Raw genomic sequence first — 13,951 nt, forward strand, 5'->3', positions numbered from 1 at the left:
GTCGAGCGGACCTACGCGGTGGTCAGGTGCTCACTGTGGTGCCGCTGTGGGGCCGGGGCCGGCATCGGCGCAGGTGAAGCGGCCGGGAGCCGGACGACGAACTGCGTGCGCCCCGGCTCGCTCTCGACGGACAGCTCGCCGCCGTGCGCGGCGACCACGGCGTGCGCGATCGCCAGGCCGAGCCCGGTCGACGAGCCGGCCGCGCGGTTGCGCGAGGCGTCCCCACGGGTGAACCGCTGGAACAGCCGCTCCCGCAGGTCCGGCGGGATGCCGGGGCCGTCGTCGGTCACCCGCACGATGACGTCGGCACCCTCCCGCGCGACCGCGACCTGCACGTGCGTGCCCGCCGGGGTGTGCACGCGGGCGTTGGTCAGCAGGTTGGCGAGCACCTGGCGCAGGCGGTGGTCGTCGCCGAGCACCTCGGTGGACGGCTCGTCGTCGGGGTCCGGCTCGAGCTCGTCGACGGCGTCGTCGGTGAGGTCGACGGCATCGTCGTCGAGACGGTCCACGAAGCAGTCCGGCACGTCGTCCGGGACGTCGTCTCCACCGGGCAGCGCAAGGCTCCACGTGTGGTCGGGCCCGGACGCGTGCGCGTCGGCGACCGCATCCACCGCCAGCGCCGACAGGTCCACCGGCTCGTGCTCGAGCGGCTGCGCGGCGTCCAGCCGGGCGAGCAGCAGCATGTCCTCCACCAGGGCGGTCATCCGGACGGTCTCCGCCTCGACCCGGGTCATCGCCTGCCGCGCATCGCCGGGCAGCTCCTCCTCCGAGCGGCGCACCAGCTCCGCGTAGCCGCGGATCGACGCGAGTGGCGTGCGCAGCTCGTGGCTCGCGTCGGCGACGAAGCGGCGCACCTGGGACTCCGACTCGTGGCGGGCGGCCAGCGCCTGCTCGACGTGCCCGAGCATCCGGTTCAGCGCCGCACCCACCTGCCCGACCTCGGTGGTCGAGTCGGTGTCGCGCGCCGGCACCCGGTCACGGATCCGCACGGCTCCCTTGTCCAGCGGCAGCTCGGACACCCGCGTCGCGGTCGACGCCACCCGGATCAGCGGTCGCAGCTCGCGGCGCAGCAGCACGTTGGCGCCGACGGCGGCCAGCGTGAGCCCGACGATCGCGACCAGCACCTCGACGACGACGTACCGCTCGACCGTCGCCTCCAGCTCACTGGTCGGCAGCGCCGTCACCACGATGGCGCCCGTCTCGGTGCGCACGGCCACGGCCCGGTAGCCACCGAGCGCCCCCAGGTCCACCGGCCGGACGACGCCGTCGGTCGGCAGGGCGAGCAGCGTCGCGTGCTGGCCGGTGTCGAGGTGGTGGTACGTGCCGTCGGCGCCGATGTAGCCCGCGCGGGTCACGCCGCCGGAGACGACCAGGTTCGCCGTGCCGACCTCCTGGCCCGGACCCTCGAACCACGGCGGGCGGGTGTCGGCGGAAGGTGACGGCGGCGTGGTGGCCGACGGGGTGGGGGAGCTGCCGGGCGCCGCCGCGGCCGAGCCGGTGCCCGTCGTGCCGCTGCTGCTCCGCTCGGGCGCGTGCACCGCGCGCTGGCTCGCCGACCGCAGCCGGTCGTCCATCTGCGCGACGAGCGAGGCCCGCAGCGCGAGGGTGGAGGCGACGCCCATCACCGTCGCGACGACGGCGAGCAGTCCCAGGACGGTGGCCAGCAGCCGCCGCCGAAGAGTCCAGCGCGTGCTCACGCCGCCGGGCGCAGCACGTACCCCACGCCGCGCAGGGTGTGCAGCATCGGCGCCCGTCCCTTGTCGATCTTGCGGCGCAGGTAGCTGACGTACAGCTCGACGATGTTGGCCTGCCCGCCGAAGTCGTACTGCCACACGCGGTCGAGGATCTGGGCCTTGGACAGCACGCGGCGCGGGTTGCGCATGAAGTACCGCAGCAGCTCGAACTCCGTGGCGGTCAGGTGCACCTCGTCCGCACCCCGCCACACCTCGTGGCTGTCCTCGTCCATCCGCAGGTCGCCCACCACCAGCTGGGCCTCCTCGCGGCCGGACGCGGCACCGGCCCGGCGCAGCAGGGCGCGCAGGCGGGCGACGACCTCCTCGAGGCTGAACGGCTTGGTGACGTAGTCGTCGCCGCCGGCGGTCAGGCCGGCGATGCGGTCCTCGACGGCGTCCTTCGCGGTGAGGAACAGCACCGGCACGTTCGGGTGCGTCGCGCGGACCCGGGCCAGCACCTCCAGGCCGGTGAGGTCCGGCAGCATGATGTCCAGCACGATGACGTCCGGGTCCAGGTCCTTGGCCCGACGGACCGCCGCGTGGCCGGTCAGCGCGTGCTCCACCTGCCAGCCCTCGTACCGCAGCGCGGTGGACAGCAGCTCGGCGAGGTTGGGCTCGTCGTCCACGACGAGCGCGCGCACGGGGGAGCCGTCGGCACGGGTGAGCACGTCGGGGCGTCGGGCGGCGGTGGTCGTCATGCGACCAGCGTGGGAGCGGACGCTGTGGCGGCCCTGGAGCGAGCCTGAGAGTTTCCTGTGTCGAGGCGTTCAGTGCGTGTGGGGCACGCCCAGCTCGTGCAGGCGCTCGTGCTCCTCGCGTGCGCGCTGGCGCGCAGCCACCCGGGCGGCGACCTCCTCGCGGCGCAGGGGCCGGGAGCTTCGCCGGTGGGTTCCGGCGCTCCGGCAGGTCGCCCAGCACCTGCGCGGTCGCGGCCGCGACCGCCGCGACGGCGGCGTCGAACGCCTCACGGGTCACGTCGGTGACCTTGGTGATGCCGGTGACCTTGCGGACGTACTGGACCGCAGCGGCCTGGATCTCGTCAGCGGTGGCGGGCGGCTCCAGCCCGCGCAGGGTGGTGATGTTGCGGCACATGCCACGACGGTAGGCGGGCAGGCGGACATCGGCCCAGCACGTGGTCCGGACGTCGGCCGTTCAGTGAGCCTGCCTCGACGCGTCCGGCGGTGGGACCGGCAGCGGGGCGGCAGCCCCGGCGACGGCCGTCGCGACGATCGCCTCGATGGCGAACGTCGTCGACTCGGCCAGGTGCACGGCGTCGGGGTCGAGCAGCCACTGGACCTGCAGCCCGTCCATCACGCCGATGATGGCGCTCGCGGCCTGGCTCAACGTCGCCTCGGGCACGTCGGGGCCGGCCAGCTCGCGCAGCGCGTCGACGATCTCGCCGCGCAGGATCGAGAACCGGTTGCCGGCCCACGCCGCCGCCGGATGCCCCTCGGTGACCGACTCGCCGGTCAGCACCGTGTAGCCCTGCACCACGCCGCGGCGCTGCTCGTTGGCCCGGACCGTACGCAGCAGATGGACGAACAGCTCGAGGCCGCTAGGGATCTTCTGACCCTCGAGGTCGCGCACGTCCTCCTTGTCGCGGTACTCGAGCACCTCGATCAGCAGCTGCTCCTTGGAGCCGAAGTGGTGCAGCACGCCCGCGTGCGTCATGCCCACCTGCTCGGCCACGTCGGCCAGCGAACCGGTCTTGTAGCCCTTGGCGCCGAAGGTGTTGGCCGCCGCGCGAAGGATCTCCTCGCGACGCTCCGCGGTGGCGGGGCGGCGGCGTGGCCCGCGCGCGGCCGTGGCGCCGGGCTTCGGCGAGCGGCCCGCGGGCGCGGCGCTGCCCGGTGCGGCATCCGTCGACGCCGGCGTCGGGGGAGCGGGGTCCGCCATGGACCGACACCATACTGTTATCAATCACTTACTGACAGGTAAGTAAGCGATGTGGTTCTGTTCTCCGGTCGGACGACGACGTCCCCCGATCGGAAGGCCTCACCGCAGTGGCACTCGACACGGCTCAGCAGCCGAGCACCGGCACCGACGCGCTCGTCGCGCTCGCCGGCACCCTCACGCTCGAGGAGAAGGTCGCGCTCGTCGTCGGCGCCGGTCTGTGGACCACCACCGCGATCCCGCGGATCGGGCTGCGTGCGATGGTGCTGTCGGACGGGCCCGCAGGGGTGCGCGGCGTCGGTCCGGACGCCGGGACGTCGGCGTCGTTCCCGGCGCCGACCGCGCTCGCGGCCACCTGGGACACCGAGCTGGCCGGCCGGGTCGGCACCCTGTTCGCCGCGGAGGCCCACCGGCACGGGGTCGACGTGGTGCTGGCCCCGCAGGTGAACCTGCAGCGCACGCCGGTGGGCGGGCGGCACTTCGAGTGCTTCTCCGAGGACCCGCTGCTGACGTCCCGGCTCACCGTGCCGCTGGTCGACGCCGCGCAGCGTGCCGGGGTGGCGATGTGCGTCAAGCACTACGTCGCCAACGACTCCGAGACGGACCGCACCCGGTACGTGTCGCACGTCGACGAGCGGACGTTGCGGGAGGTGTACCTGCCGCCGTTCGAGGCCGCGGTCCGGGCCGGCGCGTGGTCGGTGATGGGCGCGTACAGCGGCGTGGACGACGGGGTCGAGGCGGCCCCCGTGCTGGAGCACCGGCACCTGCTCACGGAGGTGCTGAAGGAGGAGTGGGGCTTCGACGGCGTGGTGCTCAGCGACTGGGTGGCCACCCGGTCGGTGGCCGGCGCCGTCCGCGGCGGGCTCGACCTGCAGATGCCCGGTCCGGACGGACCGTGGGGCGACGGGCTGCTCGACGCGATGCGCACCGGCGTCGTCGCGGAGAGCGAGCTGGACGACAAGGTGCTGCGGCTGCTGCGGCTCGCGCAGCGCGTGGGCGCGTTCGCGGCGGCCGACGACGACGGGGCGGCCGACGACGAGGCAGCCCTGCCGCTGCCCGACCCGGCGCAGGTCGCCGCGCAGCTGCGCGCCCTGGTCACGGCCTCGATGGTGGTGCTGCGGGACGAGGGTCTGCTGCCGCTGACCGGCACGTCCCGCGTCCCGGCAGCCGGTACGGCGCCGACCCGCGTGGCGCTGATCGGCGCCAACGCCGTCGAACCGTTCCTGCAGGGCGGCGGCTCCTCGATGGTCGCCCCGGACCGCCGCGCCGTGCTGGCCGACCGGCTGGCGGACGCCCTCGGCGTGCCGGTGGACGTGCACGTCGGTGCGGCGTCCCGGCTGGTGCCGCCCGACCTGGACCTCGCGGCGTGCACGACGCCGGACGGCACGCCGGGCCTGCGCGTCGAGCTGCTCGACGCCGACGATGCCGTGCTGGACACCCACGACGTGACGGCCTGGGACGGCTGGCTGCGCGAGCCGCCGGCCGCCGCGGCCTCTGTCCGGCTGCGGGCTGCGGTCCGGCTGACCGAACCGGGCCTGCACCAGGTCGGGGTCGGCACGGTCGGCGCGCACCGCCTGGTGGTCGACGGCGTCACGGTGTCCTCGTCCGAGCACGTGGTCGGCGCCGAGGTGATCCTCGACTCGACGGTCAACCACCCCGCCCCGGCGATGCTGCCCGTCGCCGGCCCCGCGACGGTCCACCTCGACGCGACCGTGCAGGCCGTGCACCCCGTCGGCTACGACTCGTTCGCCCGCGCCCTCCTGGTGCACCGCGTGCCCGGACCGTCCGCCGCGCGGCTGCGGGAGGAGGCGGCCGCCGCGGCGGCCGCCGCCGACGTCGCGATCGTCGTCGTCGGTACCACCGAGGAGGTCGAGTCCGAGGGCTGGGACCGCACCTCGCTGGCCCTTCCGGGCGAGCAGGACGCCCTGGTCGACGCCGTGCTGGCGGCCAACCCGCGCACCGTCGTGGTGGTCAACGCCGGCGCCCCGGTGCTGCTGCCGTGGCTGGACCGGGCGCCCTGCGTGGTGTGGGGCTGGCTCGGCGGGCAGGAGTGGCCCGACGCGGTCGCCGACGTGCTGGCCGGTCGCGCCGAACCGGCCGGACGGCTGCCGTGGACGCTGCCCGCCCGGGCCGAGGACGTGCCGGTGCCGGACGCGATCCCGGTGGACGGCGTCGTCGAGTACCGCGAGGGCGTGCACGTCGGGCACCGGTCGTGGGACCTGCTCGGTCGCACGCCGGCGGCGCCGTTCGGGCACGGCCTGGGCTGGACGACGTGGGAGCACGAGTCCGTGACGCTCGGGGCCCAGGCGCCCGACGGGTCCGTCGAGCTGGCCGTCACCGTGCGGAACACGGGCCCGCGGCCCGGCCGCGAGGTGGTTCAGGTGTACGTCGAGCCCCCGGAGGGCACGCCTCGCGGCGAGCGTCCGGTGCGCGTGCTCGGCGGGTTCGCCGTGGTGGACGCCGAGCCGGGCGTCACCACCACGGTCCGGGTGCCGGTGGCCGTGCAGGCCTTCCGCACCTGGCAGGCAGGGGACGCAGGTCGCGGCGGCTGGACCGTCCCGGCCGGCACCTACCGGCTGCGCATCGGCCGGTCCTCGCGGGACCTGCGCCTGGCGCTGGACGTGGTCCAGCCGACGCGCGCAGCAGCACCTCAGTGATCGGTGGGGGCGTCCGCCCCCGCTCCACGGCAGCAACCAGTGCAAGGAGGCACTTGTGAGAACGCGGAAGCTCGCACCGCTCGTGGTCGGACTGACAGCCGTCGCGCTGGCCGTCACCGCCTGCTCGTCGGGCAGCGCCAGCAGCTCGTCGTCCGGCACCACCGGCAAGGGATCGGGCGCGGTGCTGACCGTCGGCATGCCCAACGGCACGCTGACGGAGAACCAGAGCCCGATCATCCCCACCGGCTCCGCGGCGAAGTCGCTGGGCTACGCGTGGGTGATCTACGAGTCGCTCATGCAGGTCAACGACATCAAGCCGCTGGAGAACCCGACGCCGTGGCTGGCCACGTCGGTGACGTGGAACGCCGACTACACGGAGGCGAAGATCGTCGCCCGTGACGGTGTGAAGTGGTCCGACGGCCAGGCGTTCACCGCGAACGACATCGCCTTCACCCTCAACCTGCTGATCAAGTACAAGGCGATCAACGCCGACTTCCCGGACCAGATCAAGTCCGCGACCGCGTCGGGCAGCACGGTGACCGTCGACTTCACGCAGCCGGAGTACGTCAACCAGATCAAGCTGCTGAAGCAGGTGATCGTCCCCGAGCACCTGTGGAAGGACGTCGACCCGACCACCTACACCGACACCAAGCCGGTGGGCACGGGCCCGTACACGCTGCAGTCCTGGACGCCGCAGGCTGCGACGCTCGTCCCGAACCCCACGTACTGGGGCGGCACGCCGAAGGTCGCCAAGCTGCAGTACTCCTCGTACAACGACAACAACGCCCTGACCACGGCCCTGACCACCGGTGAGGCGCAGTGGGGCTGGACGTTCATCGCCGACTACAAGAACACGTACATCGCCAAGAACCCCAAGGCGTTCCACCAGGTCGCCGGCGGCGGTTTCGGGGTGGACGTGCTCTACCTGAACAACGAGAAGGCGCCGTTCGACAACGTGGCGTTCCGCAAGGCGCTGTCGATGGTGGTGGACCGCGAGCAGATCTCGCAGCTCGCCGGTTCGGGCGTCTGGCCCGCCATCGGCTCTGTCACCGGCATGCCGAGCCCGTCGGGTGACGACTGGATCGCGCCGGACTACAAGGGCAAGAAGCAGTCGGTGGACGTCAACGCCGCCAAGGCGCTGCTCAAGGACGCCGGCTACACGTGGGACGGCGCCGGCAAGCTGGTCGACCCCAAGGGCGCGAAGGTCACCTTCGAGCTGGTCAACCCCGCCGGCTGGAACGACTACCTGACGGCCCTGGACCTGATCAAGACGGCGGCCGCCCAGCTGGGCGCCGACGCCACCGTCAACGCCGCGAACCAGGACGCCTGGTTCAACGACATCATCCCCAACGGCAACTTCCAGGCGACCCTGCACTGGACCGACGGTGGCGCCACCCCGTGGAACATGTACGCGGACGTGATGGACGGCGCCTCCTACGTGCCGCTCGGCAAGACGGCCACCTGGGACTTCGGCCGGTACAAGAACGACGAGGTGACCAAGGCGCTCGCGGACTTCCGCGGCGCGTCGGACGACGCCACCCGCAAGTCGTCGCTCGCCGTGGTGCAGAAGCACTTCGTCGACGACGCCCCGGCGCTGGTGATCTGGGCCCGTCCGTCCGTCGCGCAGTACGCGACGGCGAACTACACGGGCTTCCCGACGGACGACGACCCCTACGCGAACCCGCAGCCGACGGGTCCGCAGGCCGCCCAGATCGTCATGAAGCTCACCCCCACCAAGTGAGCCTCTGACCCTGTCCGTCACCGGGTGCGGCGGTCGCGTGAGCCGCGCGACCGCCGCACCCCCGCCCGTCTCCGAGGTGAACGTTGAGCAACCCCCCGCCCGTGCCGGGGCCCCGGTCGGCCCCTGCCTCCGACGTCCCGGCGCTGCAGGCCGTCGGCCTGCGCAAGCACTTCCCCGTCCGCGGCGTGCGGTCGCACGACGTGGTGCACGCCGTGGAGGACGTCGACCTCGAGCTGCACCGCGGGCGCGTCGTGGCGCTGGTCGGTGAGTCCGGTTCCGGCAAGTCGACGATCGCGCGGCTGCTGGCCCAGCTGATACCGGCGACGGCCGGCCAGGTGCTGGTGGACGGGCAGGACGCCACGGTGCACGGCCGCCGGGCATTCCGGGCCTACACGCGCCGGGTGCAGATGATCTTCCAGGACCCGTTCGCGTCGCTGAACCCGATCCACACCGTGCGGTACACGCTGACCCGCGCGGTGCGGATCCACCAGGGGCGGCTGCGCGGCGAGCAGCTCGAGGCGGCGCTGACCGGCCTGCTGGAGCGCGTCCAGCTGGTGCCGGCGGCGCAGTACGTGGACAAGTTCCCGCACGAGCTGTCCGGCGGTCAGCGCCAGCGCGTGGCGATCGCCCGGACGCTGGCGGCGGACCCCGACGTGCTGCTGGCCGACGAGCCGATCTCGATGCTCGACGTGTCGATCCGTCTCGGCATCCTCAACCTGCTGCGCGACCTGCGGGACCGGCTGCAGATCGCGATCCTCTACATCACGCACGACATCGCCTCGGCCCGCTACTTCGCCGACCGCGTGATGGTGATGTACGCCGGTCGTGTCGTCGAGAGCGGGGACGCCGAGTCGGTGACGCAGGAGCCGGCGCACCCGTACACGCAGCTGCTGGTGCGCTCGGCCCCGGACCCCGACGACCTGGCCGCCCGTGCCCACGGCGCCCACGGCGAGGCCCCGTCGCTGGTGCACCCGCCGAGCGGCTGCCGGTTCCACCCGCGCTGCCCGTTCGCGGTCGACCTGTGCAGCGCGGAGGTGCCGCCGCTGCTGGAGGTCGGCGCCGAGCGTCAGGCCGCGTGCTGGGGCTACTCGGACCGCCCGGACGCACCCGTGCTGGGTTCGGTGCTGGACGCCTACGGCGACCGCTCCGCACTGGCCGCCGCCACGGGCCCCGCGCGCCCGTCCACCGTGCCGGTCGAGGAGGACCTGTCGTGAAGTTCTTCGTCCGCCGCGCGATCTTCTACGTCATCACGGCGTGGGCCGCGGTCACCATCAACTTCCTCATCCCGCGGATGATGCCGGGCGACCCGGTCGCCGCGCTGATCGCCAAGAACCAGGGTCGCCTCGACTCCTCCGCCGAGCAGGCGCTGCGCGTTCTGTTCGGCCTGGACAGCCACGCGTCGATCTGGACGCAGTACGTGCAGTACTGGCGGCTGCTGCTGCACGGCAACCTCGGCCTGTCGTTCAGCTACTTCCCGACGCCCGTGGTGGACGTGATCAAGCAGTCGCTGCCGTGGACCATCGGGCTGGTCGGCATCGCCACCGTCCTCAGCTTCGTCATCGGCACCCTGATCGGGGCCGGCATCGGGTGGCGGCGCGGCACGTGGGCGGACATGCTCCTGCCGGTCTCGACGTTCTTCCAGGCGGTGCCGTACTTCTGGCTCGGCCTGCTGTGCATCGCGCTGTTCTCGGTGAAGCTCGGCTGGATGCCCGCCTCGGGCAGCTACGACCGGTCGATGGTGCCGGCGCTGACGCCGGAGTTCGCCGGGTCGGTGATCCGGTACGGCACGCTGCCGGCGCTGACCATCGTGCTGTCGTCCATCGCGGGCTGGATCCTCGGGATGCGCAACATGATGGTGACCGTCTCCTCGGAGGACTACGTCACCGTCGCGCACGCCAAGGGCCTGTCGGAGCGACGCGTGATGTTCGGCTACGCGGCGCGCAACGCGATCCTGCCGCAGGTGTCGAGCTTCGCCCTGTCCCTCGGCTTCATCGTCGGCGGGACGCTGGTGATGGAGATGGTCTTCAGCTACCAGGGCATCGGCTGGGCGCTGTACACCGCGGTGTCCAACCACGACTACCCGTTGATGCAGGGCTGCTTCCTGGTGATCACCCTGTCCGTGCTGGTGGCCAACGCCGTCGCGGACGTCGTGTACGCCCTGCTCGACCCGCGCACCCGGCAGGAGGGCTGACATGGCCGTCGACACCACCGCGCTGACCACCGGCGCCGACGTCACCGCCCCCGTGCAGGGGGCCCGCAAGGGCAAGCGGCGCAGGCTGCTGTTCCTGCGCAACGCCAAGGCGATCACCGGCATGGCGATCCTCGGGTTCTTCGGCGTGCTCGCCGTGATCGGCCCGTGGATCGCGCCGTACGACCCGAGCGCCGTCTCGACGGCGATCCTCAAGCCGCCGTCGGCCCAGCACTGGCTGGGCACCACGCACCTGGGTCAGGACGTGCTGTCGCAGATCGTGGTCGGCACCCGCGGCGTGATGGTGGTCGGCCTGATCGCCGGCGTGGTCGCCACCGCGATGGGCGTGCTGATCGGCGTGACCGCGGGCTACATCGGCGGGGCGGGGGACGAGACGCTGTCCGCGCTGTCCAACGTGTTCCTGGTGATCCCGCAGCTGCCGCTGATCATCATCATCGCCGGGCAGCTGCCGTCGGCCGGCGGCATCACCGTCGCGATGGTGATCGCGCTGACCGGCTGGGCGTGGGGGGCGCGCGTGCTGCGCGCGCAGACCCTGTCGCTGCGGCGTCGGGACTTCGTCGAGGCCGCCCGCGCCAACGGCGAGAGCACGTGGCGCATCATCACCAGCGAGATCCTGCCCAACCTGACGGCGATCATCGCCAGCGGGTTCGTCGGCACCGTGGTGTTCGCGGTGCTGTCGCAGATCACGCTCGCGTTCATCGGCGTGACCAGCGTGTCCAGCTGGAACTGGGGAACCATCCTGTTCTGGGCCCAGGGCAACCTCGCGCTGCAGCGCGGCGCCTGGTGGTGGTTCGTGCCGGCCGGCCTCTGCATCGCGCTGCTGGGCACCGGCCTGACGCTGATCAACTTCGGCATCGACGAGTTCGTCAACCCCCGCCTGCGCAGCACCGGCCTGAACGCCGGCTCCCTGCGCCGGCGCGGCATCCGGCCGCGCGTCGGGTTCACCCCCGTGGTGCACGAGGCGAAGGAGCAGTGAGCGTGGACGTGGTGCTGGAGGAGACCGGTCCGGGGCGGGCCGTGGTCGGGGATCCCGTGCTCGAGATCCGCAACCTGTCCGTGGACTACGGGTACGACGAGGACCCGGTGCACGTGCTGCGTGAGGTGTCCCTGACCCTGCACCGCGGCGAGGTGCTGGGGCTGGCCGGTGAGTCCGGCTGCGGCAAGTCGACGCTGGCCTACGCCGCCACCCGCCTGCTGCCGCCGCCGGGGCTGGTCACCGGCGGCGAGGTGATGTTCACCGACCGGGACGGGTCGCGCCGCGACCTGCTGGCGCTGAGCGACACCGAGCTGCGCGCCTCCCGCTGGCAGGACACGGCGATCGTGTTCCAAGGGGCGATGAACTCCCTCAACCCGGTGTTCCGGGTGGGCCGGCAGATCGCCGACGGCATCCGCGCGCACCGGCCCGGGATGGGCCGCGCCGAGTCGCTGGAGAAGGCGGCCGAGCTGCTGGAGCTGGTGGGCATCTCCACCGACCGGCTGCGCAGCTACCCGCACCAGCTGTCCGGCGGCATGCGGCAGCGCGTGATGATCGCGATGGCGCTGGCCCTGGACCCGCAGGTGCTGATCATGGACGAGCCGACCACGGCCCTCGACGTGGTGATGCAGCGGCAGATCGTCGAGCAGATCGCCGACCTGCGCGAGCGCCTCGGCTTCTCGGTCGTCTTCATCACGCACGACGTCTCGCTGCTGATCGAGATCGCCGACCGCATCGCGATCATGTACGCCGGCGAGATCGTCGAGGACGCCGCCGCCCAGGACGTGTACCGCCGCCCGCGCCACCCCTACGCGCGCGGGCTGCTGCACTCGTTCCCGCCGCTGCGCGGGCCGAAGCGCGAGCTGGGCGGCATCCCTGGCTCGCCGCCGGACCTGGCGGCCCTGCCGTCCGGCTGTGCGTTCCGGGCCCGCTGCCCGTACGTGCTCGACGCGTGCGCGGCCGTGCGGCCGGAGCTGGTGACCCCGGCGGTGGCCGGCGACGACCCGCGGCGGACGGTGGCGTGCCTGCGCCACGAACCCGAGCGGGTGGCCGCCGCCGGGTTCGAGCCGGTCCCGGTGCCGCCGGAGCTCGCGGCCCGCTGAGCCGGGCCGCTGAGCCGGGCCTGCGGAACCGGGCCTGCCGAACCGGGCCCGCCGAGCCGGCCGGAGGGCCGCCGGGTCCGTCCCCGGCAGCCCGCCGGTTCGCGTCCCGGTAGGTGGGGGCGGCACAGTGTCCGGGTGCGCGTTCGGGTGAAGGGTCGGCTGACGACGGGACGGTCGGCGCTGGTCGGTGCCGCCGCGGTGCTCCTGCTGCTGGCCGGGTGCACGGTCGGCACGTCGCCGTCCGACGGTTCCACCACCTCGTCGTCCGTTCGGCCGTCGGCGGCTGGGACGGCCGGGTCCTCGATCGCCACGGCGGCCGACGGTTCCACGTCGGCGCCGTCGCCCAGCGTGTCCGGCGTCTCGTCCAACCGGCCGTGCGTCGGCGCCGCGCAGCCGGCCACCTGGGAGCACGTGATCTGGATCTGGTTCGAGAACAAGCCCTCGACCAGCATCATCGGCTCACCGGACGCCTCCTACATCACCACCCTCGCCGCCTCGTGCGCGCTGGCGATGGACTACCACGGCATCACGCACCCGTCGCTGCCCAACTACCTCGCCGCGACCTCCGGCTCCACCAACGGCGTCGCGGACGACGGCGACCCCGCTGTCCACCCGCTGTCCGGCCCGTCCTTGTTCGGCCAGCTGACGACGGCGGGCAAGCAGTGGCGGTCGTACCAGGAGGGGATGCCGGCGCCGTGCGCGCCGAGCTCGTCGGGCAGCTATGCCGTCCGGCACAACCCCGCCGCCTACTACACCGCGGTGCGCGCCGACTGCGCCCGCTGGGACGTCGGCCTCGGCCAGCTGACCACCGACCTCGCGGCCGACCGTCTGCCCGCGTTCTCCCTGGTCACGCCCGACCTGTGCCACGACATGCACGACTGCTCGGTGTCCACCGGCGACACCTGGCTGCGCGAGCACCTGCCCGCGGTGCTGAACAGCAGCGCCTACACCCGCGGCACCACGGCGGTGCTGATCACGTGGGACGAGGACGACACCGCGCACGACAACCGCGTCCCCCTGCTGGTGGTGGCGCCCACCGTCCCGGCGCAGACCCGGATCGGCACCCGCCTGGACCACTACTCCCTGCTGCGCACCACGGAGCAGGTGCTCGGCCTGCCGCTGCTCGGCTCCGCGGCCCAGGCGACGACGATCCCCGGGCTCGGCGGCTGAGCGGGAGGTCGACCGGGAGCGGGCCGCTCTCAGGCATCCCGACGTCGGCTCCCAGCACCGTCCCAGGCTCGGGCGATGGGCTGACCAGGTCACATCGACCAGGAGGCCAGCCATGACGGTTCCCACCGTGCCGCGCACGTCCGAGCACCGACCGCTCGAGGGCGAGGGCTGGCTCACCGCGCAGGTGCGACCGGCGGGGTCGTTCGGACGGGAGGACGTCGGCCGGCTGCGCGCCCTGCTGGACGCGCTCTCCGCGTGCGCGTCCCTCGTCGTGCTGGACCTCGGCGCGGCGCGGTTGCGGTCCGGACGAGCGGCCGCGGCGATCGACGAGGCGGCGGCCCGGCTCGAGGGCCGCGGCGGCTGCCTGCTGTGCATCAACGCGGACGACGAGGCACGGGGCCGGCTGGGCGCGTGCACGCACGCGCTGGTGGTCGGCGCCGGCGAGCCGGTGCCGGTGGCGGTCGCCTGACGG

Annotated in this window: 11 protein-coding genes and 1 pseudogene; 8 read left to right on the plus strand and 4 right to left on the minus strand. The window is 73.2% G+C overall.

The genetic code is table 11. The features are described from left to right. Window positions 1-11 precede the first annotated feature (11 nt). The 4 genes and pseudogenes from ACFQTY_RS02500 to ACFQTY_RS02515 form a co-directional block, all read right to left on the minus strand. Window positions 12-1,697 carry a sensor histidine kinase gene (locus ACFQTY_RS02500; RefSeq protein WP_378096814.1) on the minus strand — a complete coding sequence of 562 codons (1,686 nt, stop codon included), beginning with the start codon at window positions 1,695-1,697 and terminating at the stop codon, window positions 12-14. Continuing rightward, window positions 1,694-2,431 (minus strand): response regulator transcription factor, encoded by a 738-nt coding sequence (locus tag ACFQTY_RS02505; protein ID WP_263731254.1) that lies wholly within the window; start codon window positions 2,429-2,431, stop codon window positions 1,694-1,696. The genes ACFQTY_RS02500 and ACFQTY_RS02505 overlap by 4 nt, the downstream gene beginning before the upstream one ends. Window positions 2,432-2,500: 69 nt before the next feature. Continuing rightward, a pseudogene (locus ACFQTY_RS02510) lies at window positions 2,501-2,825 on the minus strand (DUF2277 domain-containing protein). Window positions 2,826-2,885: 60 nt separating this feature from the next. Further along, entirely contained in the window at window positions 2,886-3,629 is a 744-nt protein-coding gene (locus ACFQTY_RS02515; RefSeq protein ID WP_378096817.1) for a TetR/AcrR family transcriptional regulator, read from the minus strand. A gap of 107 nt (window positions 3,630-3,736) precedes the next feature. Between ACFQTY_RS02515 and ACFQTY_RS02520 the strand changes: the two genes are divergently transcribed. The 8 genes from ACFQTY_RS02520 to ACFQTY_RS02555 all read left to right on the plus strand — a co-directional run bounded on the left by ACFQTY_RS02520 (window position 3,737) and on the right by ACFQTY_RS02555 (window position 13,948). Next, window positions 3,737-6,283: a beta-glucosidase gene (locus ACFQTY_RS02520; protein WP_378096820.1), complete on the plus strand. Its 2,547-nt coding sequence runs from the start codon at window positions 3,737-3,739 to the stop codon at window positions 6,281-6,283. Between the two features lie 55 nt (window positions 6,284-6,338). After that, on the plus strand, window positions 6,339-8,024 hold the full coding sequence (locus ACFQTY_RS02525) for an ABC transporter substrate-binding protein (RefSeq protein ID WP_378096823.1): 1,686 nt from the start codon (window positions 6,339-6,341) through the stop codon (window positions 8,022-8,024). Between the two features lie 83 nt (window positions 8,025-8,107). Beyond that, on the plus strand, window positions 8,108-9,238 hold the full coding sequence (locus ACFQTY_RS02530) for an ABC transporter ATP-binding protein (protein ID WP_378096825.1): 1,131 nt from the start codon (window positions 8,108-8,110) through the stop codon (window positions 9,236-9,238). Next, window positions 9,235-10,215 (plus strand): ABC transporter permease, encoded by a 981-nt coding sequence (locus tag ACFQTY_RS02535; RefSeq protein WP_378096828.1) that lies wholly within the window; start codon window positions 9,235-9,237, stop codon window positions 10,213-10,215. Before ACFQTY_RS02530 ends, ACFQTY_RS02535 begins: the two co-directional genes overlap by 4 nt. Window position 10,216: 1 nt before the next feature. Continuing rightward, entirely contained in the window at window positions 10,217-11,209 is a 993-nt protein-coding gene (locus ACFQTY_RS02540) for an ABC transporter permease (RefSeq protein WP_378096831.1), read from the plus strand. A gap of 2 nt (window positions 11,210-11,211) precedes the next feature. Continuing rightward, the gene (locus tag ACFQTY_RS02545) at window positions 11,212-12,309 is read left to right on the plus strand and encodes an ABC transporter ATP-binding protein (RefSeq protein ID WP_378096834.1); all 1,098 of its coding nucleotides are present in this window, start codon (window positions 11,212-11,214) and stop codon (window positions 12,307-12,309) included. Between the two features lie 135 nt (window positions 12,310-12,444). Beyond that, window positions 12,445-13,479, plus strand: a complete 1,035-nt coding sequence (locus ACFQTY_RS02550) for an alkaline phosphatase family protein (RefSeq protein ID WP_378096837.1) — start codon at window positions 12,445-12,447, stop codon at window positions 13,477-13,479. Between the two features lie 112 nt (window positions 13,480-13,591). Beyond that, the gene (locus tag ACFQTY_RS02555; protein WP_263731264.1) at window positions 13,592-13,948 is read left to right on the plus strand and encodes a hypothetical protein; all 357 of its coding nucleotides are present in this window, start codon (window positions 13,592-13,594) and stop codon (window positions 13,946-13,948) included. The last annotated feature ends 3 nt before the right edge of the window (window positions 13,949-13,951 follow it).

It is taken from the genome of Cellulomonas sp. T2.31MG-18 (assembly GCF_964266755.1).
Taxonomy (GTDB): Bacteria; Actinomycetota; Actinomycetes; order Actinomycetales; family Cellulomonadaceae; genus Cellulomonas.